This is a genomic window from Halochromatium sp. (assembly GCF_046541315.1).
In the GTDB taxonomy this organism is placed as follows: Bacteria; Pseudomonadota; Gammaproteobacteria; order Chromatiales; family Chromatiaceae; genus Lamprobacter.
On record NZ_JBKHDN010000016.1, the window covers coordinates 1 to 23,426 of the forward strand.

General features: G+C 66.2%; 18 protein-coding genes. 14 read left to right on the top strand and 4 right to left on the bottom strand.

What is annotated here, in order from left to right; all coding sequences use genetic code 11:
* Positions 1–384 (bottom strand): S24 family peptidase (locus ACLFQI_RS02275; protein WP_410757190.1); only part of this gene is annotated, 384 nt, incomplete at its 3' end.
* Between the two features lie 184 nt (positions 385–568).
* On the opposite strand from ACLFQI_RS02275, the gene ACLFQI_RS02280 reads away from it, so the two are divergent.
* Genes ACLFQI_RS02280 through ACLFQI_RS02295 form a run of 4 tightly spaced genes read left to right on the top strand, consistent with a single transcriptional unit; the run spans position 569 to position 5,203 of the window.
* The gene (locus ACLFQI_RS02280) at positions 569–2,383 is read left to right on the top strand and encodes an ABCB family ABC transporter ATP-binding protein/permease (RefSeq protein WP_410757191.1); all 1,815 of its coding nucleotides are present in this window, start codon (positions 569–571) and stop codon (positions 2,381–2,383) included.
* Complete coding sequence (locus tag ACLFQI_RS02285; protein WP_410757192.1) at positions 2,380–4,041, top strand: GAF domain-containing sensor histidine kinase; 1,662 nt, start codon at positions 2,380–2,382, stop codon at positions 4,039–4,041. Before ACLFQI_RS02280 ends, ACLFQI_RS02285 begins: the two co-directional genes overlap by 4 nt.
* Positions 4,041–4,688 carry a response regulator gene (locus ACLFQI_RS02290; protein WP_410757193.1) on the top strand — a complete coding sequence of 216 codons (648 nt, stop codon included), beginning with the start codon at positions 4,041–4,043 and terminating at the stop codon, positions 4,686–4,688. The genes ACLFQI_RS02285 and ACLFQI_RS02290 overlap by 1 nt, the downstream gene beginning before the upstream one ends.
* A gap of 32 nt (positions 4,689–4,720) precedes the next feature.
* Positions 4,721–5,203 carry a rhodanese-like domain-containing protein gene (locus ACLFQI_RS02295; RefSeq protein ID WP_410757194.1) on the top strand — a complete coding sequence of 161 codons (483 nt, stop codon included), beginning with the start codon at positions 4,721–4,723 and terminating at the stop codon, positions 5,201–5,203.
* Between the two features lie 142 nt (positions 5,204–5,345).
* Here ACLFQI_RS02295 and ACLFQI_RS02300 read toward each other — a convergent pair whose 3' ends face one another.
* The gene (locus ACLFQI_RS02300) at positions 5,346–6,269 is read right to left on the bottom strand and encodes an NAD(P)H-binding protein (protein WP_410757195.1); all 924 of its coding nucleotides are present in this window, start codon (positions 6,267–6,269) and stop codon (positions 5,346–5,348) included.
* 478 nt (positions 6,270–6,747) lie between these two features.
* On the opposite strand from ACLFQI_RS02300, the gene rimP reads away from it, so the two are divergent.
* The 7 genes from rimP (at position 6,748) to pnp (ending at position 15,658) form a co-directional block, all read left to right on the top strand.
* Positions 6,748–7,233 (top strand): ribosome maturation factor RimP, encoded by a 486-nt coding sequence (gene rimP / locus ACLFQI_RS02305; protein ID WP_410757196.1) that lies wholly within the window; start codon positions 6,748–6,750, stop codon positions 7,231–7,233.
* A gap of 50 nt (positions 7,234–7,283) precedes the next feature.
* A complete protein-coding gene (gene nusA, locus ACLFQI_RS02310; RefSeq protein WP_410757197.1) occupies positions 7,284–8,786 on the top strand; it encodes a transcription termination factor NusA in 1,503 nt (500 codons plus the stop codon).
* Between the two features lie 15 nt (positions 8,787–8,801).
* Positions 8,802–11,546 carry a translation initiation factor IF-2 gene (infB, locus tag ACLFQI_RS02315; protein ID WP_410757199.1) on the top strand — a complete coding sequence of 915 codons (2,745 nt, stop codon included), beginning with the start codon at positions 8,802–8,804 and terminating at the stop codon, positions 11,544–11,546.
* Between the two features lie 73 nt (positions 11,547–11,619).
* Positions 11,620–12,099 carry a 30S ribosome-binding factor RbfA gene (gene rbfA, locus ACLFQI_RS02320; RefSeq protein WP_410757201.1) on the top strand — a complete coding sequence of 160 codons (480 nt, stop codon included), beginning with the start codon at positions 11,620–11,622 and terminating at the stop codon, positions 12,097–12,099.
* Positions 12,100–12,124: 25 nt separating this feature from the next.
* A complete protein-coding gene (truB, locus tag ACLFQI_RS02325) occupies positions 12,125–13,042 on the top strand; it encodes a tRNA pseudouridine(55) synthase TruB (RefSeq protein WP_410757202.1) in 918 nt (305 codons plus the stop codon).
* A gap of 99 nt (positions 13,043–13,141) precedes the next feature.
* Positions 13,142–13,411, top strand: a complete 270-nt coding sequence (gene rpsO, locus ACLFQI_RS02330; protein WP_201245785.1) for a 30S ribosomal protein S15 — start codon at positions 13,142–13,144, stop codon at positions 13,409–13,411.
* A gap of 144 nt (positions 13,412–13,555) precedes the next feature.
* The gene (gene pnp / locus ACLFQI_RS02335; RefSeq protein WP_410757203.1) at positions 13,556–15,658 is read left to right on the top strand and encodes a polyribonucleotide nucleotidyltransferase; all 2,103 of its coding nucleotides are present in this window, start codon (positions 13,556–13,558) and stop codon (positions 15,656–15,658) included.
* A gap of 75 nt (positions 15,659–15,733) precedes the next feature.
* Here pnp and ACLFQI_RS02340 read toward each other — a convergent pair whose 3' ends face one another.
* Positions 15,734–16,123 carry a DUF3775 domain-containing protein gene (locus ACLFQI_RS02340; RefSeq protein WP_410757204.1) on the bottom strand — a complete coding sequence of 130 codons (390 nt, stop codon included), beginning with the start codon at positions 16,121–16,123 and terminating at the stop codon, positions 15,734–15,736.
* Between the two features lie 262 nt (positions 16,124–16,385).
* Here ACLFQI_RS02340 and ACLFQI_RS02345 point away from each other — a divergent pair, with 262 nt between their 5' ends.
* On the top strand, positions 16,386–17,396 hold the full coding sequence (locus ACLFQI_RS02345; protein WP_410757205.1) for a YihY/virulence factor BrkB family protein: 1,011 nt from the start codon (positions 16,386–16,388) through the stop codon (positions 17,394–17,396).
* A gap of 190 nt (positions 17,397–17,586) precedes the next feature.
* Here the strand turns inward: ACLFQI_RS02345 and ACLFQI_RS02350 are convergent, their stop codons facing one another.
* Complete coding sequence (locus ACLFQI_RS02350; protein WP_410757206.1) at positions 17,587–18,783, bottom strand: RtcB family protein; 1,197 nt, start codon at positions 18,781–18,783, stop codon at positions 17,587–17,589.
* A gap of 223 nt (positions 18,784–19,006) precedes the next feature.
* On the opposite strand from ACLFQI_RS02350, the gene cas3 reads away from it, so the two are divergent.
* Both cas3 and ACLFQI_RS02360 read left to right on the top strand, forming a co-directional pair.
* Positions 19,007–21,622 carry a CRISPR-associated helicase Cas3' gene (gene cas3, locus ACLFQI_RS02355; protein WP_410757207.1) on the top strand — a complete coding sequence of 872 codons (2,616 nt, stop codon included), beginning with the start codon at positions 19,007–19,009 and terminating at the stop codon, positions 21,620–21,622.
* Between the two features lie 17 nt (positions 21,623–21,639).
* Positions 21,640–23,061, top strand: coding sequence for a type I-E CRISPR-associated protein Cse1/CasA (locus tag ACLFQI_RS02360; RefSeq protein WP_410757209.1), 1,422 nt, complete (start codon positions 21,640–21,642; stop codon positions 23,059–23,061).
* The last annotated feature ends 365 nt before the right edge of the window (positions 23,062–23,426 follow it).

The window sequence follows — 23,426 nt, forward strand, 5'->3', positions numbered from 1 at the left end:
GTCGATGGCGTCGATGGGCGCGGGCGCTGCCGTCGAGGCGGCGCCGGCGTCCCGGTATTCGTAGTGCTTGATCCGACGCCGAATGTTGCGCTGGATGATCACGCCGAGCACCGTCCACTCCAGTCCCGTCAGCTCGATCTCGGGGAAGTTCGCGTTCAGCGCCAGCAGCCATTCGCGCCCCTGCTCATCGCGCTGGTACTGGCGGAACCAACGCACGCCCTCGACCTCGGCGAACACATACATGCCGCTGCGGCATTGCTCGGTCGGCTCGACGATGACCACGCACTTGTCCGGGAACTCGGGCTCCATCTCCGGGCCGAGCACCTGCAATGCATAGGGCTCGTGCATACTACAGCCGGTGCCTTCCAGCATGGGTTCTGACATCATGAGACCTCATCTGTGTATCCATCATTGCGCTCGACGCGGTCAGCGTCCAACGTCCGCGTTGACAAGGTGGGATTGACCGCATGGAGGTCAACGTCTTGCGCGCGGCCCTTGGGCGGTATTCGCCTCGCCTGCCGAGACCGAGCCGCGCGTGACGAGGCCGCCCGAATCAAGCCAGACATCCATGATCCGAATCCATGCCGCCACCGAGCGCGTCCACGCCGACCGCCGCGACCGCCATAATCTACAGGGTATCTTGCCCTATCTGGCCGAGTTTCGCGGCCGCGCGCTGCTCGCGCTCCTCTGTCTGGTACTGGCCAAATTGGCCAATATCGGCGTGCCGCTGGTGCTCAAGGAGATCGTCGACGCCTTCGAGCAGGCGCGCGATGCGCTGATGGTGCTGCCGATCGGCCTGCTCGTGGCCTATGGCGCGCTCAAACTCGGCAGCTCGCTGTTCAACGAACTGCGCGACGTGGTCTTCGCGCGCGTGCGCTTTCGCGCCATGCGCCGGCTCTCGACGCGGGTGCTGACGCACTTGCACCGGCTCTCGCTGAGCTATCACCTGGGCCGCCAGAGCGGGGCGGTGAGTCGCGATCTGGAGCGCGGCACGCGCTCGATCGCCACCATCCTCAACTATCTGGTGTTCAGCGTGATCCCGGTGCTGGTGGAGTTCGCGCTGGTCGCCGGGGTGCTGCTGACCAAGTACGAGCTGGTCTTCACCCTGGTCACCTTCGGCACTGTCGCCGTCTACGTCGGCTTCACCTTCGCCATCACCGAGTGGCGCATGGATTATCGTCGGCAGATGAACGTGCTCGATTCGCGCGCCAATACCCAGGCCTTCGACAGCCTGCTGAACTACGAGACGGTCAAATACTTCGGCAACGAGCGCCTGGAACTCGATCGCTACGACGAGACCCTGGCGCGCTGGGAGGATCTCGCGGTCAAGAGCCAAAGTTCGATGTCGCTGCTCAATTTCGGCCAGGGCAGCATCATCGCCATCGGCGTCACCGTCATCATGGTCTATGCCGCCCAAGGCGTGGTCAGCGGCGCCATGAGCATCGGCGACCTGGTGCTGGTCAACGCCTTCATGCTGCAACTGTTCATCCCGCTCGGTTTCCTCGGCATCGTCTACCGCCAGATCAAATATGCGCTGGCGGATATGGATCTGGTGTTCAAGTTGCTCGAACGCACGCCCGAGATCGTCGACGCGCCCGGCGCGCCGGCGCTGCGGCTGGACAAGGGCGCGGTGCGCTTCGAGCAGGTGAGTTTCCATTATCAACAAGAGCGCGCGATCCTGCATGGGGTCGATTTCCACATCGATCCCGGCGAGAAGGTCGCCGTGGTCGGCCACAGCGGCGCCGGCAAATCGACCTTGGCGCGGCTGCTGTTTCGCTTCTACGACCCGCAGCAGGGCCGCATCCTGATCGATGGCCAGGATCTGCGCAGCGTGCAGCAGGACAGCCTGCGCGCGGCGATCGGCGTGGTGCCGCAGGACACCGTGCTGTTCAACGACAGTCTCCGTTACAACCTCGCCTATGGACGCCCGGACGCGAGCGAGGACGAGCTGCGCCGGGCCGCGGAGCTTGCGCACATCGCCGACTTCATCGCGCGGCTGCCGCAGGGCTGGGACACGGTCGTCGGCGAGCGCGGTCTCAAGCTCTCCGGCGGCGAGAAGCAGCGCGTCGCCATCGCCCGCGCCATCCTCAAGCGCCCGCGCATCCTGATCTTCGACGAGGCCACCTCGTCGCTCGACAGCCGCACCGAGCAGGCGATCCAGCAGACCCTGGCCGAGGTCGCCGAGGATCACACCACGCTGGTGATCGCGCACCGGCTCTCGACCGTGGTCGATGCCGATCGCATCCTGGTGATGGACCAGGGCCGCGTCATCGAGCAGGGCGCGCATCGGGCCTTGCTCGCGCAAGGCGGCACCTACGCGGCGATGTGGGAATTACAGCAGCGCGAGCGCGAGGTCGGTGCGCCGCCGGAGGAGCCGCGATGAAGCCGCCGCTCGGGGTGGTTGCGCGCGATTCCGGACACACGAGTGAACGCGCTCCGCTGCCGGAGACCCGGCGCCCAGCCGCGCGCGTCGACGCTGGCCGGCGAATCGTGCAGATCCTGGTCGCCGCGCGCCTCGCCGGACCGCTGGCGACGGTTGTGCTGGCGCTGGTGGCGGCCTTGCTGCTGTTGCTGATCAACATCGCCACCCCGCTCCAGCACTGGCCGAAATGGCTCTGCCTGGGATGCTTGTCCGCCGGACTCGGCGCCACCGTGGTCGCCGGGCTGCGTCTGAAGACGCAACTGCTGAGCCCCTTGGTCAGCCTGGAATCGACCGTCGCGCGCGTCTGTCAGGGCGAGCCGGGCGCCAGCCGGTCGCTGTCGAACGTCGGCGTGCTCGACGGCATGGCGCGCGATATCGGCGCGCTCAACGCCGAGCTGACCGAACTCTACGAGGACATGGACACGCGCGTCGCGCGCCAAACCATGCGCCTGGCGCAGAAGACCGCCTCGCTCAAGATCCTCTACGATGTCGCCGCCGAGATCGCCCGCGCCGAGAGCCTGGAGGCGCTGCTGCTGCACTTCCTGCGCACCCTGAAGGAGATGGTCAACGGCCGCGCCGCCACCGTGCGCCTGGTCGCGCCCGATGGCAGTCCGCGCCTGATCGGCTCCATCGGTCTGGATGACGATCTGGTGCGCGAGCAGGACATGGCGCCGGTCGATCTCTGCCTCTGCGGCACCGTGCTCTGTCCCGGCGAGATCGTCTGCGATAACGATCGGCGCTACTGCTCGCGGGTCTATGGGCGGCGCATGTTCGACAGCGACGAGCTGGAGGTGGTCACGGTGCCGCTCAAGCATCACGACGAGCTGCTCGGCGCCTACTCGATCTTCATCGAACGCTCCGGCATCAGCCGGCGCGAGGATATCCTCGATCTGCTCGCGACCATCGGCCAGCACATCGGCGTGGCGATCGCCAAGTCCCGCTCCGATCACGAGGCGCGACGCCTGTCGATCCTCGAGGAACGTAGCTCGCTCGCGCACGAGCTGCACGACTCGCTGGCGCAGACCCTCGCCAGCCTGCGCCTGCAGGTGCGCATGCTCGCCGATGCGCTCGCCGGCCAGACGCTCCCGGACGAGGCGCGCGCCGATCTGTGGCGGATTCGCAACGGTATCGACGAGGCTCACGGCGAGCTGCGCGAGCTGCTGGCCAGCTTTCGCGCGCCGCTCGATCGGCGCGGGCTGGTGCCGACGCTGGAGGACATCACGCGCCGTTTCGGCCAGCGCACCGGCATCCATGCGGTGTTCCAGATGGGCTGTCGGCCGTTCGATCTTTCCGCCGCCGAGGAGTTGCAGATCATGCGGATTGTCCAGGAAACGCTGACCAATGTACGCAAACATGCCCAGGCGCAGACGGTGCGCGTGCTGCTGACCCGCGAGCAGACCGGCGAATATGTGCTGCTGATCGAGGACGATGGCGTCGGTTTCAGCACGCCAAGGCGCAGTGGCCATCCCGGCGAGCACATCGGCCTGTCGATCCTCGAGGAACGCGCGCGGCGTATCGAGGCGGCGCTCAACATCGAGAGCGAGCCGGGCGAGGGCACGCGCATCGAGCTGGTGTTCAATCCCAGTGCCCGTAGCCATCCCAGCGAGCAGGTCGACTGATGCGCGTGCTACTGATCGACGATCACGCCCTGTTCCGCATCGGCCTGCTCGAGCTGCTGGAGCGGCGCGGAATCGAGGTGGTCGACGCCGTCGGCGAGAGCGATGTCGGTCTGCGCCTGGCGCGTGACTGCGCCCCCGATGTGGTGCTGATGGACTTGCGCATGCCGGGCGAGAACGGCATCGAGCTGGTGCGCAAGATGCGCGATCAAGGCATCGAGCGCCGCGTGGCGATGCTCACCACCAGTACCGACGAACGCGATGTGGTGGAGGCGTTGCAGGCCGGCGTCAGCGGTTATCTGCTCAAGGACATGGAACCGGACGATCTGGTGGCCGCGCTCGCCGGCATCCTCGCCGGCCAGACCATCGTCGCGCCCGAATTGACCGGCGCGCTCGCCAGGGCGGTGCGTCAGGAGCCAGCGGCGCGGGAAGAGGCGGCGGTGGCCTGCGCGGATTTGACGCCGCGCGAGATGGAGATCCTCTGTCATCTCGCCGGCGGCCAAAGCAACAAGGTCATCGCCAACGAACTTGGCATCTCCGAGGGCACCGTGAAGCTGCATGTGAAGTCGATCCTGCGCAAGCTGAAGATGCGCTCGCGCGTCGAGGCCGCCGTGCTCGCGGTCGAGCAGGGGCTGTGCGACCGTCATTGAATCCACTCTCACTGAAGCGAAGACGACCAGCGATGAAGAACTATCTGCAACTGATCCGCCACTGTCTGACCGATGTCCGCGAGATCCTGCCCTGGGATCTCGAGGAACGGCTGGCGGCCAATCCGGACCTGTTGATCCTCGACGTGCGGGAGCCGGAGGAATTCGCCGCCATGCACATCGCCGGCTCGATGAACGTGCCGCGCGGCATCCTGGAGTCGGCCTGCGAATGGGACTACGAGGAAACCGAGCCCGAGCTGGTGCGCGCGCGCGAGCGCGAGGTCGTGGTCGTGTGCCGCTCCGGCCATCGCAGCATCCTGGCGGCGAGTGCGCTGCAAGTGCTCGGCTACACCAATGTCGTCTCGCTGCAGACCGGCGTGCGCGGCTGGAAGGATTACGAGCAGCCGCTGGTCGATGGCGAGGGTCGTGCCGTCGATCTCGACGAGGCCGATGTCTATTTCACGCCGACGCTGCGCCCCGAGCAGCGCCGGCCGCGCAACGGGAGCAAGGCGGCCTGAGGATCGCGGTCGGGATCTGGGGCTGGGCTGAGCGCGCGGCCTTGGGCCTCATCGGCTCGCTCCGGGCCTGGTCGCGAGCCTGGGCCCGCGGGTGCGGGCCCGGGTTCGGCCTTGGGCTCGGCCTTGAGGTTCTGCTGGTGCGTCAGGGATTCGCGAGATAGGCCAGGTTCGCCTGATCGAAGGCGCGCCCGGCGATCCCGAGCCGCGCGAGGCCGTCATCGCTGCAGGTGTTGCCGGCCAACAGCATCCGCAGCTGATCGCGCGTCACCGGGAACCAGCTGAAACGCCCGAGCATCGCCGCCACCGGTTCGAGCACCAGCGCCGGCGCCGGCAGCATCAGCTTCGACTTGCCGCTGGCGCTGGCCAGGGCCTTCAGGATCTCCTTCCAGCTTGGGCTGTCCGGCCCACAGAGCGTATAGGTCTGGCCGTGCGTATCCTCGCGCGTGAGGGCCGTCGCGAAGGCGGCGGCGACATCCTCGACATGCACCGGGGCGAGCCGAAACGCGCCGGCATCGAGCGGGGACAGACCGGCGAAGAACAGGGGCGCCGGCAGCGGGCTGTCGATCAGTTCGTCCTTGAGCTGGGTGCAGAACTCCATGCGCCCGCGCGGGGGGCCGAAGATCACCGATGGCCGGAAGATGGTCCACTGTAGGGTCGAGGCCTTCAGGCGTTCCTCGGCCGCGAGCTTGGTGGTCTGATAGGGCGTCTCGGCGGCATCGATGCCGTTGGCGCTCATCAGGAGGAAGCGGCTCAGTCCCAGCTCCTCGGCAATGGCGATGGTGCGCTCGGCGCCGCGCCGCTGCATGGCATCGAAGGTGATGCCCCGTTGGGGCGACTCGCGCAGGATGCCGATCAAATAGATCGCCGCCTCGGTGCCGGCGAGACAGTCGCGCAGATGCTGCTCGTTGGCGACATCGCCCGGCACGGCCGTGCAGTTGGCGTCGGCATTCAGCTTATGCTCGCTGCCGGGACGGGTCAGCACGCGCAGTTCATGGCCGGCCTGCAACAGCGCGTCGATGATGTAATTGCCGACGAATCCGGTTCCACCGACGATTCCAATCTTCATCAGAGGGTTCCTCGAGAGCTGGTTGGGGATGGAGAGGTGACGGCTGGGCCCGCCGCCGCGACCTCGGGGGGCGGGCCTGTCGATTGCCGTGATTTCAGCATAGGAACTGAGGGATCCGTCGGCGAAACGCAAGCCGTGCAACAGGTTCCTTGCGTTCTGGTTTTGCGTTTCGCTGAGGATAGGATTATCATCCGTTGGCTGAGATACAAGGGTGGAGCTGGCCGAGGCCGCTCATCGCCCCAGGTGCGATGGCCCCGGTCTCGGGGTTTTTTCATCCGCGATCCGCTGCAGACCCGGGCGAGGCTGCTTCCGGCAGAGTCTCGTACGGTGCTGCTTCGATGAAGGGGGCCCCTGGCCCTCTTTTTTGTTTGTGCTCCTGGGTGCGGGGGCGGCCGTGGTCGCCGCCGCCTCTGGCGAGTGGATCGGACACCGGAGGCCGGGATGGGTGCGAGGCGAGCGGCGGGGCTGAAGCAAATAGATGCGACGGGCAAATGATCGACTGACAACCCTGGTGACCTCGGTGGTCGAGCCGATGGGCTACGAGACCCTGGGCGTCGAACATGTCGCGGCCGGCAGCGGGCAGGCGGTGTTGCGCGTCTACATCGACCACGCCGACGGCATCGGCATCGAGGATTGCGAGGCGGTCAGCCGGCAGCTGAGCAGCGTGCTCGATGTCGAGGACCCCATCAGCGGTCATTACGATCTCGAGGTGTCGTCGCCCGGGCTCGATCGGCCGCTGTTCACGCTCGAGCAGATCGCTCGCTACCGTGGTCATCGGATTCGCGTGCGCCTTGAGCAAAAACTCGATGGCCGGCGCAACTTCGAGGGCGAGCTGTTGGGGGTGAGCGACGATGGTCAACGCCTCGAACTGGCGCTCGACGGGGGGGCGACAGCAGTGCCGGTGGCGTGGATCGAGAGCGCTCGCGTCGTGCCGGAATTCAACTTTTCACAGTCCGCTCGCTGACGAACCGGATGCCGGACGGGCCGAGAGCGACCGACATCAGGTAGGGACCGATGAACAAAGAGATATTGATGGTCGTCGATGCCGTCTCGAACGAGAAGGATGTCCCCAAGGACATCATCTTCGAGGCGATCGAGGCCGCGCTCGCCTCGGCGACGCGCAAGAAACATGGCGGCGATATCGAGGTGCGGGTGGCGATCGACCGCGGCACCGGCGATTACCAGACCTTCCGCCGCTGGCAGGTGGTCGAGGACCAGGACGGCGCGCCGCTGGAGGCCTCCGAGCGCCAGATCACCCTGTCCGCGGCCAAGGAACTCGATCCATTGCTCGACCTCGGTGACTATATCGAGGAACCGATCGAGTCGGTGTTGTTCGGGCGCATCGCGGCGCAGACCGCCAAGCAGGTCATCGTGCAGAAGGTGCGCGAGGCCGAGCGCGCAAAGATCGTCGAGCTGTTCAAGAGCCGCGAGGGCGAGCTGGTCACCGGGATCGTCAAGAAGGCCGAGCGCGGCACCATCGTCATCGATCTCGGCAACAACGCCGAGGCCTTGGTGCCGCGCGATCAGGTGATCCCGCGGGAGACCGCGCGCCCTGGCGATCGTCTGCGGGGACTGCTGTACGAGGTGGCCGCCGAGTTCAAGGGGCCGCAGTTGTTCGTCAGTCGCACCTCGCCGCAATTGCTGATCGAGCTGTTCAAGCTCGAGGTGCCTGAGGTCGGCGAGGGCGTGATCGAGATCGTCGGCGCCGCGCGCGATCCGGGCACACGCGCCAAGATCGCCGTGCGCACCAACGATCAGCGCATCGATCCGGTCGGCGCCTGTGTCGGCATGCGCGGCTCGCGCGTGCAGGCGGTTTCGAACGAACTCTTCGGCGAACGCGTCGACATCATCCCCTGGGACGAGAACCCGGCGCAGTTCGTGATCAACGCCATGCTGCCCGCCGATGTGGTCTCGATCGTGATCGACGAGGACGCGCGCAGCATGGACGTGGCGGTGAAGGAGGAGAATCTCTCGCAGGCGATCGGCAAGGGCGGTCAAAACGTGCGTCTCGCCAGCCAGCTCACCGGTTGGGAGCTGAACGTGATGAGCGAGGAGGCCGCCGCCGCCAAGAGCGAGGAAGAAGGACGCCGCCTGGTCGAGCGTTTCATGCAGGACCTGCGGGTCGATGAGAACGTGGCTGCGGTGCTGGCCGAGGAAGGCTTCACCACGGTCGAGGAGATCGCCTACGTGCCCGAGTCGGAGCTGTTGGCGATCGCGGATTTTGACGAGAGCCTGGTCGCGATCCTGCGGCAGCGGGCGCTCGAGGCGCTGTCGAGCCAAGCCGGCGCCGACCACGAGAACCCGGATGCGGTGCCGGCGGCGGACCTGTTGGCGATGCCGATGATGGACGAGGCCCTGGCCTATCGGCTGGCGCGGCGCGGCATCGTCAGCCTGGCTGATCTCGCCGATCAATCGGTGGATGAGCTGTTGGAGATCGACGGCATGGACCCGGAGCGCGCGGCCAGCCTGATCATGGCGGCCCGCGAGCCCCTGTTCGCCGGCTCGGAGAACGACTAGTCATCGGAGGTGCGAATGAGTACTGAAGTCACGGTCAAGCAACTCGCGACGACGGTCGGGATCCCGGTGGAGCGGCTGTTGACGCAGCTCCAGGAAGCGGGCATCTCGGCCCAGGCCGAGGATGCCACCATTACCGAGGGAGAAAAGATCCAGCTGTTGCAGCATCTGCGGCGCAGCCATGCCAAGAAGGACGAGCCGGCCGAGCCGCCGGTGACCGAGGCGACCAGCGTGCGGCGCCGGCCGGCAACCAACGATAGCCGGGCCGCGCGTCCGTCGCGGCCGGCGCCGAACCGGGGCGCGCCGACGCCACGGGGGACGGCAGCCCGCACGGGCAAATCGGTCAATGTCGAGGTGCGGCGCAAACGCAGCTTCGGCAAGCGCAATACGGAGACGCCGCAGCCAGCCGCCACGGTGCGCACGACGCAGCGTCCCGAGTCCGAGCGCGCCGCCGCGAAGAGCTCGCCGATCGATGAGCAGCGCCGCCGCGCCGAACTCGAGGCGCGCCGGGCCGAGGAGGACGCGCGCCGCCTCGCCGAGCAGGAGGCGCTCGAGGTCCGTCAGCGCGAAGAGGCGCGGCGTAAGGCCGAGGCCGAGGCGCGCGCCAAGGCCGAGGCCGAACAGCGCCGCAAGGCCGAGGAGCAGGCGCGCGCGCAAGCGGCGCGCGAGGACACCACCGAGCTGGCAGAGGCGATGCCGGCGCCAGCGACCGATGCCGGCGAGGGCGAGACCGAGCAGCAGCGCGAAGAGCGCCGGCGGGCGGCGAAGAAACACGCCGAACGTTCCGAAAAGGAACGCCAGGAGCACGAGCGCGTCGAGAAGGAGCGCAAGTTGGCCCGCAAGGAGCCCGCGCGCGCCAAGAAGCGCGATCCCGTCGCGACGCTTGAGGAAGAGATCGCCGACGAGACGGTGATCACGCGCCCGTCGGTGCGCCGCCGCAAGAAGCCGAGCAAGCCGCAGTTGCAGGACAAGCACGGCTTCCAGCGTCCGACCGCGCCGGTGGTGCGCGAGGTGGAGGTGCCGGAGACGATCTCGGTCGGCGATCTCGCCGCGCGCATGTCGGTCAAGGCCGGGCAGGTCATCAAGGAACTGTTCAAGCAGGGCATGATGGTGACCATCAACCAGACGCTCGATCGCGATACCGCGATGCTGGTGGTCGAGGAGATGGGCCACAAGGCCATCGAGGCCAAGGAGGAGGACGCCGAGGACGCGCTCATGGCCTTGCTGGAAGAAGAGGTCGGCCAGGCCGAGGCGCAACCGCGGCCGCCGGTGGTGACCATCATGGGGCACGTCGACCACGGCAAGACCTCGCTGCTGGACTACATCCGCCGCGCCAAGGTCGCCGCCGGCGAGGCCGGTGGCATCACTCAGCACATCGGCGCCTATCACGTCGAGACCGACCGGGGCACGATCTCGTTCCTGGATACCCCGGGCCATGCCGCCTTCTCGGCGATGCGCGCGCGCGGCGCCAAGGCCACCGATATCGTCATCCTGGTGGTCGCGGCCGACGATGGCGTGATGCCCCAGACCATCGAGGCGATCCAGCACTCGAAGGCGGCCGGGGTGCCGGTGGTGGTCGCCGTGAACAAGATGGACAAGCCCGACGCCAACCCGGATCGGGTGATGCAGGAGCTGGCTCAGCACGAGCTGGTGCCGGAGGAGTGGGGCGGCGACACCATGCTGGTCAAGGTCTCGGCCAAGACCGGCGACGGCATCGACAATCTGCTCGACGCCGTGCTGCTGCAATCCGAGGTGCTGGAGCTGAAGGCGCCGGTCGACGGCACGGCCCACGGCACCATCGTTGAATCGAGCCTCGAGAAGGGGCGCGGCACGGTGGCCACGGTGTTGGTGCAATCGGGCACCTTGCGCACCGGCGACATGATCGTCAGCGGCGCCGAGTACGGTCGCGTGCGGGCGATGTTCGATGAGCTAGGGCGCGTGGTGAAGAGTGCCGGCCCGTCGATCCCGGTCCAGGTCCTGGGCCTCTCGGGTTCGCCGAATGCCGGCGATGACGTGATTGCCGTCACCGATGAGCGGCGGGCGCGCGAGGTCGCCGAACTGCGCCGCGAGCGCGATCGCCAAAGCCGCATGGACGAGCAACGCGGCGCGAATCTCGACCAGTTGTTCTCGCAACTCAAGGAAGGCGATCTCAAAAGCGTCAACCTCATCCTCAAGGCCGATGTGCAGGGCAGTGTCGAGGCGCTCAAGGAGTCCCTGGTCAAGCTCAGCAACGATGAGGTCAAGGTCGCGGTGGTGGCCGCCGGGGTCGGCGGCATCACCGAGTCGGACGCCAACCTGGCGGTGACCTCTAACGCCATCGTCCTCGGCTTCAACGTGCGCGCCGATGCCGCCGCGCGGCGCGTGATCGAGGAGCAAGGGCTCGACCTGCGTTACTACTCGGTGATCTACGAGCTGATCGACGATGTCAAGAAGGCCATCTCCGGTTTGCTCAGCCCGATCGTCACCGAAGAGATCATCGGCCTGGCACAGGTGCGCGATGTGTTCCGCTCGTCGAAGTTCGGCGCCATCGCCGGCTGCATGGTGGTCGAGGGCGTGATCCGCCGCAACAGCCCGATCCGCGTGCTGCGCGACAACGTGGTGGTCTACGAGGGCGCGCTGGAATCGCTGCGCCGCTTCAAGGACGACGTCAGCGAGGTCAAGAACGGCACCGAGTGCGGCATCGGCGTGAAGAACTACAACGATGTGCAACCAGGCGACCAGATCGAGGTCTTCGAGCGCACGGAGCGCGCCCGCGAGCTATGACGAGCATTCGCCAGCAAGGCCGCCTCAGCTCCGGCCAGGCCTGTCCTCAGCAAGCGCATGCGGGGCCCGCTCGATGAGTCGGCCGCCCCAGCGTGGTTTCAATCGCGGCGAGCGCATCGGCGCCGAGCTGCTGCGCGAATTGACCCAGCTGCTCAGGCGCGCCAAGGACCCGCGCTTAGGTGAGATCACCCTGCATGAGGTGCGCGTCAGCCGCGATCTCGCGCATGCGAAGGTGTATTTCACCTGCTTTCCGGCCGACGAGGCCGGCGAGGAACAGCAGCGGCTCTTGAATGGCACGCTGTCGGGTTTCCTGCGCCATGAGCTGTCGCGCACCGCGCGGCTGCGCACGGTGCCGCAGTTGCATTTCGTCCACGATGAATCGGTCATGCGCGGCGAGCGCCTGACCGCGCTGATCGACGCGGCGGTCGGCCAGGATGCCGATCACGGGAAACACCATCAGGACGCCGATCGCCAGCCCGGCGATTCTCAGACAACCGGTGCTGAGGCTGAGCGCGCGGATGAGGCAGCCGCTGCCTCCGCCCGCGAACGCTGACAACGCACCCCGCACTTGGAACATCATGGGTAGACGACGCAGACGGGGCCGCGCGGTCAACGGCATCCTGTTATTGGACAAGCCCCTGGGGATCTCCTCCAACCACGCGCTACAGCGCATCAAGCGCCTGTTCGACGCACAAAAGGCCGGCCACACCGGCAGCCTGGACCCGCTCGCGACCGGCCTGCTGCCGCTGTGCTTGGGCTATACCACCAAGTTTTCGGCCTTCCTGCTCGACGCCGATAAGCGCTATCGCGTGCGGGTGCGTCTCGGCGAGACCACCGCGACCGCCGATGCCGAGGGCGAGGTCATCGCCACCGCCCCGGTGGACGGCGTCACCGAGGCGCGCGTACGCGCGGTGATGGAGGGCTTTGTCGGCCTGATCGAACAGTTGCCGCCGATGTACTCGGCGGTCAAGCATGAGGGCCAACGCCTCTACAAGCTGGCGCGCGAGGGCAAGGAGGTCGAACGCACCCCGCGCGCGATCCATATCCACAGGCTTGAGCTGGTGGACTTCGCGCTGCCGGAGATCGAGCTGGACGTGCACTGCTCCAAGGGCACCTATGTGCGCACCCTGGCCGAGGATATCGGCAAGCAGCTCGGCTGCGGCGGCCATGTCGCGGCGCTGCGCCGCACCGGCGTCGGCCCCTACATCGAGGGCGAGACCGCGTTCGTCACGCTGGCCGAGATCGAGGCCCAGGCCGAGGAGCGGGGCGCCGAGTCGCTCGATGCGTGGCTGCTGCCGCTGGAGTCGACGCTCGGGCATTGCCCGGCCGTGCGTCTCTCGGCCAACAGCGCCTTCTATCTCGGCCAAGGCCAGCCGGTGCTGGTGCCGCAGGCGCCGACCGAGGGCCTGGTGCGGCTCTATGACGTGAGCGACCATTTCCTCGGCGTCGGCGAGATCCTCGATGACGGCCGGGTACAACCCAAGCGTCTGATTTGACGTCACAGATTCAACGCCTTGTCCCTGAGGTCATTGTTGGGGCCGAGGCGATCGCCACCGACGCCCCCGATGGCGTCGTTTTCCATCAGGAGACCGACAATGACAATGACCGCAGAAGAGAAACGCCAAATCGTCGAAGAACATGCGCGTGGCGCCAACGACACCGGCTCGCCCGAGGTGCAGGTGGCGCTGCTGACCGCCCGCATCAAACAGCTGACCGGGCACTTCACCGAGCACAAGCAGGACCATCACTCGCGCCGCGGCCTGGTGCGCATGGTCAGCTCGCGGCGCAAGCTGCTCGACTATCTCAAGCGCAAGGATCTGGATCGCTACCGCGCGCTGATCCAGAAGCTGGGTCTGCGTCGCTAGACGCATCCGATCTCGAGGCGGGTGTCGGCGCGCGCATCGGCGCCCGGCACCGCCTCCCTTCCATGCCCGGTGCGGGCTGGCGGCTCAGGTCGCCAGCGCTCGCCCCCCGATCCCCGTTCGGGAACCATCCAGAGGAGCGTCCTAGTGACCCCAATCCGCAAGACTTTTCAATACGGCGATCAGACGGTCACGCTCGAGACCGGCGAGATCGCCCGCCAGGCCGATGGCGCGGTGCTGGTCAACGTCGATGATACCGTGGTGCTGGTCACCGTCGTCGTCGACAAGCGCGCGACGGAGATGAAGGATTTCCTGCCGCTGACCATCGACTACCAAGAGAAGACCTACGCCGCCGGCCGTATCCCCGGCGGCTTTTTTCGTCGTGAGGGGCGCCCGAGCGAGGCCGAGATCCTGACCTCTCGGCTCATCGACCGCCCCGTGCGCCCGCTGTTCGCGAAGGGCTTCGGGCGCGAGGTGCAGGTGATCGCAACGGTCAAGTCGCTGAACCCGGCGGTCAACCCCGAGGTGCCGGCCCTGATCGGCGCCTCGGCGGCGCTGTCGATCGCCGGCCTGCCGTTCAACGGCCCGATCGGCGCCGCCCGCGTCGGCTACAAGGATGGCGAGTACATCCTCAATCCGTCGGTGATCGGCCTGAGCCCGGACAGCGACCTCGACCTGATCGTCGCCGGCACCGAGAGCGCCGTGCTGATGGTCGAGTCGGAGGCGCGCAGCCTGCCGGAAGACGTGATGCTCGACGCGGTGCTGTTCGGTCACGAGCAGATGCAGATCGTGATCGAGACGATCAAGGAACTGGCCGCCGAGGTCGACAAGCCAGCGCTCGAATGGGAGCCGCTGCAGACCGACGCCGAACTCAAGACGGCGGTGGCCGAGGCCTGCGCCGAGAAGCTCGGCGCGGCCTATCGCATCCAGGACAAGATGGAGCGCTACGCCGCGCTGACCGAGATCCGCAGGGCGGTGTTCGAGCAACTCGCCGGCGAGGATTCGCCCTGGTCGCAGCCGCAGGTCTACGGCGCGGTCGAGACGCTCGAGAAGGAGATCGTGCGGGGTCGCATCCTCCAGGGCGAGGCGCGCATCGACGGGCGCGACACCGTCACCGTGCGGCCGATCCATATCCGCACCGGCGTGCTCCCGCGCACCCACGGCTCGGCGCTGTTCACCCGCGGCGAGACCCAAGCCATGGTGGTCACCACGCTCGGCACCGAGCGCGACAGCCAGATCATCGACGCGCTCGAGGGCGAGCGGCGCGAGGCCTTCATGCTGCACTACAACTTTCCGCCCTTCTGCGTCGGCGAGATCGGTCGGGTCGGCAGCCCGAAGCGGCGCGAGATCGGCCATGGCCGCCTGGCCAAGCGCGGCGTGCTGGCCTCGATGCCGAGCCTGTCCGAGTTCCCGTATTCGATCCGCGTGGTCTCCGAGATCACCGAGTCGAACGGCTCCAGCTCGATGGCCAGCGTCTGCGGCACCAGTCTGTCGCTGATGGACGCCGGCGTGCCGATCAAGGCGCCGGTCGCCGGCGTGGCGATGGGGCTGATCAAGGAGGGCGATCGGTTCGCGGTGCTGACCGACATCATGGGCGACGAGGACCATCTCGGCGACATGGACTTCAAGGTCGCGGGTCCGGCCGAGGGCATCAACGCCCTGCAGATGGACATCAAGATCGACGGCATCACCCGCGAGATCATGGAGCAGGCACTGGCGCAGGCGAAGGAAGGCCGGCTGCACATTCTCGGCGAGATGAACCGGGTCATCGAGACCCATCGCTCGGAGATGTCCGAGCACGCCCCGCGCATCATCGAGTTCAAGATCCACCCGGAGAAGATCCGCGACGTGATCGGCAAGGGCGGCTCGACCATCCGCGCCCTGACCGAGGAGACCGGCGCCACCATCGATATCAACGACGACGGCGTGGTGAAGATCTTCTCGGTGCAAAAGAGCGCCGGCGAGGAGGCGAAGAAGCGCATTCGGTTGATCACCGCCGATGTCGAGGTCGGCAAGGTCTACGAAGGCAAGGTCGCGCGCCTGATGGACTTCGGCGCCTTCGTCACCATCCTGCCGGGTCGCGATGGGCTGGTCCACATCAGCCAGATCAGCGACGAGCGCGTCGAGCGCGTCAGCGACAAGCTCAAGGAGGGCGATGTGATCCGCGTCAAGGTGCTCGAGGTCGACAAGCAGGGCCGCATCCGCCTCAGCATGAAGGCGGTGGCCGCGGATGAGGCGCCAGACGCCTGAGCGGGATCCCTCGCCGGTGACGCCCGCTAGCTGCGTCCATCATGGATGCGGCTAGCGGCTCGATCGCCCGCGCAGTCAGTCCTCGCAGGAGAGTTCGAACGCGATCATGCCCTCTTCGAGATGATCCGAGACCATCGGGTGGGCGAGCACATAGGCGGCCGCGCGGATGCTGAAATCGCCTAGCGCCTCGTCCACCGCCTCTTCCCACTCCTCGGCGCTGTAATCGCCGCGCCCGACCCACATCAGTGCCACCAGCTCCGAGCGCTGACGCTCCGACATCTCGGTGACGATGTTGCTGAATTCGGCGACGTTGTAATCATCGCCGTGATCGGCCAAGACCTGCATCGCCCAATCATCGCTGGGACTGGTCGGGACCTCCGGGAAGACCACCGATTCCTTGGCCTGGAACTCCCGCGCCAGGTCGATCAATGAACAGAGTGTGTCCAACGGGATGTGCAGCCTCACCTTCGCCTCCTCGAGTCCGCGGGTCGCGGTTCAGTCTTTTTCATCGTGCTCGCAGTGTACTACGCGGCGTTTCCTTGCCGGCCTGACGCGGAACAACCAGGCGTGCCATGCGGGGACGGCGCCGGCCACGCGTTCCTGGACGGGTTCGGGACGAGCTTTGGACGGTGCCCAGACTGGACAGGCCATGGCGACCAAGGCAAAGTTTAGGTGAAGATCCTGCGATCGTTGCCCCGCGTCGCCCCTCTACCCACGGAGCCGAGCCATGTCGTCGAACCCCGATCACTCAGGGCAAGCCCCGGAACAGACGGTGAACAACAGCGCCCGCGACGCGGACGCGCCCTTATCGCGGGGGCTCGCGCGCGCGCGTGATGGCGCGCGCTTCTGGGCCGATATCCTCCGCAAGGCGGGGGAGAACTGGCTGGACAGCCAGGCCTTCATCTACGCTGCGGCCCTGGCCTTCTTCACCGTGTTCTCGATCGCGCCGGTGCTGATCATCGCGGTCACCGTCGCCGGCGTCGTCTTCGGTCCGCAGGCGGCCGAGGGCGCGCTGTTGGAGCAGCTCGAAGAGGTGGTCGGGTCCCAGGCCGCCGGGGTGATCGAGACCGCGCTGGCCAATTCACAGATCGCCGAGGCGGGCATCTGGCCGACCTTGCTCGGTCTGGCCGCGATCCTGCTCGGCGCCACCACGGTCTTCGCTCAGATGCAGGTGTCGTTCAACAACATCTGGGGCGTGGCGCCGAAGCCGTCGAGGAATAGTCTCTGGCTGTGGATACAGGCGCGCGTTCGCTCGCTGAGCGTGATTATCGCCATCGGCTTGGTGCTGATGCTGTCGTTGCTGGCCAGCGTCGCGCTGAACACCGCCATCGCCTATACCGACCTCTGGCTGTTGGCATCCGCGCCCTTCATCCGGCTGCTCAATGGCCTGCTCTCGTTGGTCGTGATCACGCTGCTGTTCGCGGCCATGTTCAAGATCCTGCCCGATGTCCTGCTGCGCTGGAACGATGTGCTGCTCGGCGCCTTCCTGACCGCGCTGCTGTTCACGTTCGGGCGCGCGTTGATCGCCACCTATCTGGCGCAGACCGCGCCCGCGTCCACCTATGGTGCCGCCGGCTCGCTGGCGCTGCTGCTGTTGTGGGTGAATTATTCGGCCTTGATCATGCTGTTCGGGGCCGCCTTCACCCGCGCCTATCTGGAGGCACGCGGCAAACCGATCCGCCCGACCCCGCTGGCCGCCGCCGTGCAGCAGCAGTGGCTTGGCGGAGACGCGGCGTGATCGGCGACGACTTCGCCGTCGAACGCCTGGGCAGCGACGCGCGGCGATGGGTTGTCGCCTTCGAGGAGGCCCACGAGGCACTCGCGGAAGACCTGGAAGACGACAGCAGCGTAATGCGATTGCCGATCAATGCGACGACTAGCCCGGCGCGGCGCAGCGCGATCCAGGCCATCTCGGTCGCTGTCATGTGTCAGCCTTTCACACAGACCACTTGCTTAAGGGTATGCACCACCTCGACCAGGTCGGTCTGATTCGCCATCACCGCGTCGATATCCTTGTAGGCGCCCGGGATCTCATCGAGCACGCCCTTGTCCTTGCGGCAGACCACGCCTTGGGTCTGGGCGGCCAGATCCGCCCGGGTGAATTGCTTCTCGGCGGCGGTGCGGCTCATGCGCCGCCCGGCGCCGTGGGCGCAGGAGTGGAAGCTCTCCGGGTTGCCCTTGCCGCGCACGATGTAGCTGCGCGCGCCCATGCTGCCGGGGATGATGCCGAGATCGCCCGCGCGCGCCCGGATCGCGCCCTTGCGCGTGACCCAGACGTCGGCGCCCTGATGATGCTCGCGCTCGACATAGTTGTGATGGCAATCGACCACCTCCTCGGTGACGCTGAACGCCGGTAGATGGCGGGCGAGGGCGGCCAGCACCAGACGCATCATCTGATCGCGATTCGCGCGCGCGTAGGCCTGTGCCCAGGAGACGGCCGCCATGTAATCGTCGAAATGCTCGCTGCCCTCGGGCAGATAGGCGAGATCGCGATCCGGGAGCTGGATCATCCAACGCTCCATGTCGCGTCGGGCCAGCTCGATGAAATAGGTGCCCATCGCATTGCCGATGCCGCGGCTGCCCGAGTGCAGCATGACCCAGACGCGGTTCGATTCATCCAGGCAGACCTCGATGAAATGGTTACCGCCGCCCAGGGTGCCGAGCTGATTGATCCAATTCGAGAAGCGCCCGAAGGCCTTGAGCAGCTGCGGATGCTTTTCGGTCAGCACCGCGAGCGGCGCGGCGAAGGGCTGGGCGGCCTCGGTGAGGGCGCGCTCGTCCTTGTGCTGGTGACGCCCGACCGGGACATCGCGGCTGATCTGATCGAAGATCGTCTTCAGCGCCCGCTCGTCGAGCTGCTCGGCGGTCAGCGAAGTGCGCGCCGCCGCCATGCCGCAGCCGATATCGACGCCGACCGCAGCCGGGATGATCGCCTTGTCGGTGGCGATGACGCTGCCGATGGTCGCGCCCATGCCGGCATGCACATCGGGCATCGCCGCAACATGGTGATGGATGAACGGCAGCCTGGAGAGATTCACCAGCTGCTCGCGCGAGCGCGGGTCCAGCTCCTCGGTCCAGACCTTGACCGGCTTTTCGCCGTCGGTGATGACTTGCTTGATGGTCATGAATGGCTCCTGTCTGTCAGCTTGGGGATCGACTGCGTTTTATCCGGAGCGAGCTGAACCCAAGCGCGGATATCGAAAACACGGGCAATCGCGTGCTGCCGTGGTATAGAACACGCCGTCCATGCCCAACAGCAGGGCACGGATCGGACGCCCATTGGTTCGGCGATTGTCGCTTGCTGTCGTCATAGTTGGTGAATGTCTGGTGAAGATGTAGGATTGAGAGATGAGCCGGGCATTTGGAAAGTTGGAACGCGATACGGCTGGCAATTTTGTCGCCTGGCTGCCGCTGATCGATCATTTGGTCGATGTCGCGGCCTGTTTTAGCCGGCTGTGTGCCTGCCGAGGCGTTCGGCGCGCATTGGAACGAACGGCTGGTCGCAAGCTGACCTCGCGAGATATCCAGCGGCTTGCCCTGCTGGTGTTCATGCACGATCTCGGCAAGGCTAACAGTGGCTTTCAGGCCAAGCGCTGGCGGATCGGCGAAGCCCCACAAGGCTGGCCGAAGCCTGCCGGACATGGTGCCCAAGCCCTGGATCTGTTCCGCGATGAGCATTTCCTTACCCCATTGCTCGATTGTCTGCCGATCGAGCCTCTCTGTGAATGGGGCGAGGCGGTTTTGCCGCTGTTTCGCGCCTCTATCAGTCATCATGGCCGCCCAATCGCTGATCCGGACCTTGGCGATTGGACGCGCGCCAACTGGAAGCCGGTCATCGGCACGGATGGTCGGGCCATCTACGATCCCGCCATGGCGCTCGCCGAGATCGGGCAACGCGCGGTTGCCCTTTATCCGGAGGCGTTTGCTGTCGGTGGCGAACCGCTGCCGGATGCGCCGGCCTTCGGCCATCTGTTCGCAGGGTTGGTGCAGCTCGCCGACTGGCTCGGCTCGGATACCCGATTCTTTCCACTCTCGAATGGGAGCGGTGATCGCGCGCAGGATGCGCTGGTCTTTGCTGACCAGGCCGTGTCTGCACTCGGCCTAGATGCAGCTCGCTGGCAGACAGCGCTCGCCGAGTCATCACCCGGCTTCGCCGACGTATTCGATGGCTATCCGCCTTATCCGATCCAGGCCGCGATGGCCGATGCAGCGCTGGGGCAGCTGGTGGTGCTCGAGTCGGAGACCGGCAGTGGCAAGACCGAGGCCGGGCTCTGGCGGTTCGTCCATCTGTTCCAGCGCGGCGAGGTCGATAGCCTCTACTTCGCGCTGCCGACCCGGGTCTCCGCGAGCCAGGTCTACGCGCGCATCCTCAGCGCCGTGCAGCGTCTCTGGCCAATCGATCCGCCGGCGACGGTGCGCGCGCTTCCGGGGTACGCCGGCGCCGATGGTCAGGAGCCGATGGTGTTGCCGCAGTTCCAGGTCCTCTGGCCGGATGAGCCGAGCGATGCCGAGGCGCACCGACGCTGGGCTGCCGAGTCGCCGAAGCGTTTTCTGGCCGCGCCGATCGCGGTTGGCACCATCGACCAGGCCTTGCTCGCTGCGCTCAAGGTCCGCCATGCGCATCTGCGTCACGCCTTGCTGGCCCGCAGCCTCCTGGTCGTCGATGAGGTCCATGCGTCGGACCCCTATATGACGGCACTGCTGGAGCGCCTGCTGCGGGCGCACCTCGGCTGCGGCGGCCAGGCGCTGTTGCTCTCGGCGACGCTCGGCGCCAGCGCTCGGTCACGTTATCTGAGTCTGGATGGGTCGCAGGCGTCGCGGCAAACTGTGCTGCCGGCGTTCGAGGCTGCCTGTCAGACAGCCTATCCGGCGCTCGCCGATCGTGCCGGGCTGCGCGGGATTGACTCGACCACCCCGAGCAAGACCGTGAGCTGGAGCCTGCACGCGCTCATCGATGAGCCCGAGGCCATCGCCCGCTTGGCGATCGAGGCCGCGTCAGCGGGCGCCAAGGTGCTGATCGTGCGCAACACGGTTCCGGCCGCGCTGGCCGTGTTCGAGGTACTGGAGGCGCTGCTTCCAACACCTGATTGGCTGCTCACCGTCAACGGTATCGCCACCCTGCATCACAGCCGCTTCAGCCGCGAAGACCGGCCGCTGCTGGATCAGGCCATCCAGGCGCAGCTCGGCAAGCAGCGGCCACCAGGCACGCGCATCGTCGTTGGCACGCAGACGCTTGAGCAAAGCCTGGATCTGGACGCCGATCTGCTGATCACCGATCTCTGCCCAGTGGACGTGCTCTTGCAGCGCATCGGCCGATTGCATCGCCATCAGCGTCCGGAAGGCGAGCGTCCGCCGGCGTATCGCACGCCGCAAGCTTGGGTGCTGACGCTGGAGGATCAGGATCTGTCGCCGCTGCTCAAGCGCGCCCGGCACGGTCTCGGGCCGTTTCGCGATGGTGACGGCATCTATCCCGATCTGCGCACCGTTGAGGTGACCCGGCGCATGATCCAGGAGCGACCAACGATCCGCATTCCGGCCGATAATCGACTGTTGGTCGAGGCTGCCACGCACCCCGAGCGCTTGCGCGCGTTGGAAACCTTGGGGGAAGACTGGCAGCGACTCGGGCAGCAGATCGACGGCAGAACCGGCGCCGAGCGTGGCATCGCCCAGCTGCATGGTCTCGACATCGATACACCGTTCGACGAGCAGCCAGGGTTCCCGACCGATCTCGACATTGCCACCCGACTCGGCGAGCGTGATCGCCTGCTGACCTTCGATCCGGCGCTGATTGGACCCTTTGGCGAGCCGCTGCAGCGCTTGCCGGTTCGGCACTTTCTCGTCAAGGGCATCGCTCCCGACGCGCAGCCAGCCTCCATCGAGCGTCATGAAGACGCGATCCTGTTCACTCTGGAAAACACGCGTTTTCGCTATAGTCGGCTCGGGCTGGAGAAGATCGACCGTTGACCAAGGAGCACTCTGCGATGACAACGACCTTGCGCTATTCACTGCTCGATGAATCCTTGATCAGCGCACGCTTGGTCGATGGGCAGCGGGTTCAGCTCAGCCTGCCGGCGCTCTTGGTCGCCTTGGCGGAAGACGGCATCCGCGACTTTCCCGCGCTGCGGCCGCATCAGCGTCACCCTTGGCATGCGTTTCTCGTGCAGCTTGCGGCCATCGCGTTGCATCAAGCGGGTCGGAACGAGCCCTTCGCCGATGAAGCCGAATGGCGATTGGCCCTGTTGGCGCTGACCCCGGATGATCCAGATGGTGCGGCTTGGTGTTTGATCGCGCCGCCGGAGCGTCCGGCCTTGCTACAGGCACCGGTGCCGGAGGGCGACCTCTCAGCCTGGAAGAGCCGACTCGAGGCGCCCGATGAGCTGGACATGCTGGTGACCTCAAAGAACCATGACCTGAAGGCCGCACGCATGCAGCAGTCGGCACCGGAGGACTGGTTGTTCGCCTTGCTCAGCCTGCAAACGCAGGAAGGTTACTCTGGCAGGGATAATTACGGGATCTCGCGCATGAATACCGGATCTGGGAGTCGTTCTGCCCTGGGTGCAGTAACGCCCGGAGGCTGTGGGCGGCGCTGGCGGCGTGATGTACAGGCGCTGTTGGCGGTCCGGACTGAGATCGTCAACACACTAGAATTGCGTGATCAAGGAGGTATCGCACTGCTTTGGTTGCCCATTTGGAATGGTGCCGAGAGCCTTGCCTTCTCTGCGCTCGATCCGTTCTACATCGAGATCTGCCGTCGGGTACGTCTCATCGAAACACCGTTTGGAATCACCTGCCAGGCGACTGGCAGTAACTGTCCGCGCATCGAAGCTAAGAATAGAAACGGCGTCACCGGGGACGCCTGGATGCCGGTTAATGTTGCGGCTGGCAAGGCGCTCACCATTGCGGCCAAAGGTTTTGATTACATACTCGCCACCGAGTTGCTCTTCGGCGCCAAGTATCAACGTTCCGTTGCGCAAACGCTTTCGGCAGGGGATGGCCTACAAGGTATCGCTATACTTGCGCGCGGTGTCACACGAGGCAAAGGGAAGACCGCTGGTTACCATGAGCGGCGTATACCGATATCGCCCAAGGCTCGCGCGCTCCTGATCAAGAAGCGCACTGATGCGCTGGCGGCAGTCGCCGAAGGCCGCGTCTCCGATATCAGCAAGGTTCGCAAGGTGCTGTGGTCAGCGTTGGCCACGCTGTTTGCGAATGGGACTTCTGAGTTCACCGACAGCGTGACCGATAAAGCGAGTCGCTTCGCCAAATCCTTCGAGCACTTCGAGGACGCCAGATTCTTCCGCTGCGCGCCAAGGAGAGCGAAGCGAAGGCGCGTAGTCCCCGGTAGGCGTGGGCGCGTGCGTGCTGCCGCAGTGGCGAAGGGGCGTAGACCCGAAGCCGCGTAGGCAGTATGCAAAGCGCATCCCACACGCCGTCAAGCCATTCGCCGTAGGGCCGGTGCGCAGCCCGAACGCGCCCAGCGGGCGCTGTTCGTGGCGGAGCGGCGGCCCGGAGCGGGGCGAACCGGGGCACAATGGCTGTCGCCGAGCGCAGTCATTTTGGGGACTTGGAGTCCCAAAATGTATCGCGAGCACGGCGACACTCCTCGATGGCACGCTCGGACTGAACGAACAGATCGAAGCGGATGATCCCGATGCGGTGCGCTTGGCCTGGTATCAGGACATGGCTATAGCCACCCGCAAAATTCTTTATAGCCTATAGTTCCTAGCATTTTGTTCTATAGTTGAGTCAATCAATCAAGCTCCTCTCG

Coding starts and splice junctions, on each gene's coding strand:
- infB (WP_410757199.1), top strand. CDS start 8,802: ATGAGTACTGAAGTCACGGTCAAGCAACTCGCGACGACGGTCGGGATC.
- cas3 (WP_410757207.1), top strand. CDS start 19,007: ATGAGCCGGGCATTTGGAAAGTTGGAACGCGATACGGCTGGCAATTTT.
- ACLFQI_RS02280 (WP_410757191.1), top strand. CDS start 569: ATGATCCGAATCCATGCCGCCACCGAGCGCGTCCACGCCGACCGCCGC.
- truB (WP_410757202.1), top strand. CDS start 12,125: ATGGGTAGACGACGCAGACGGGGCCGCGCGGTCAACGGCATCCTGTTA.
- ACLFQI_RS02295 (WP_410757194.1), top strand. CDS start 4,721: ATGAAGAACTATCTGCAACTGATCCGCCACTGTCTGACCGATGTCCGC.
- ACLFQI_RS02290 (WP_410757193.1), top strand. CDS start 4,041: ATGCGCGTGCTACTGATCGACGATCACGCCCTGTTCCGCATCGGCCTG.
- ACLFQI_RS02285 (WP_410757192.1), top strand. CDS start 2,380: ATGAAGCCGCCGCTCGGGGTGGTTGCGCGCGATTCCGGACACACGAGT.
- rimP (WP_410757196.1), top strand. CDS start 6,748: ATGCGACGGGCAAATGATCGACTGACAACCCTGGTGACCTCGGTGGTC.
- rpsO (WP_201245785.1), top strand. CDS start 13,142: ATGACAATGACCGCAGAAGAGAAACGCCAAATCGTCGAAGAACATGCG.
- rbfA (WP_410757201.1), top strand. CDS start 11,620: ATGAGTCGGCCGCCCCAGCGTGGTTTCAATCGCGGCGAGCGCATCGGC.
- ACLFQI_RS02345 (WP_410757205.1), top strand. CDS start 16,386: ATGTCGTCGAACCCCGATCACTCAGGGCAAGCCCCGGAACAGACGGTG.
- ACLFQI_RS02350 (WP_410757206.1), bottom strand. CDS start 18,783: ATGACCATCAAGCAAGTCATCACCGACGGCGAAAAGCCGGTCAAGGTC.
- nusA (WP_410757197.1), top strand. CDS start 7,284: ATGAACAAAGAGATATTGATGGTCGTCGATGCCGTCTCGAACGAGAAG.
- ACLFQI_RS02360 (WP_410757209.1), top strand. CDS start 21,640: ATGACAACGACCTTGCGCTATTCACTGCTCGATGAATCCTTGATCAGC.
- ACLFQI_RS02300 (WP_410757195.1), bottom strand. CDS start 6,269: ATGAAGATTGGAATCGTCGGTGGAACCGGATTCGTCGGCAATTACATC.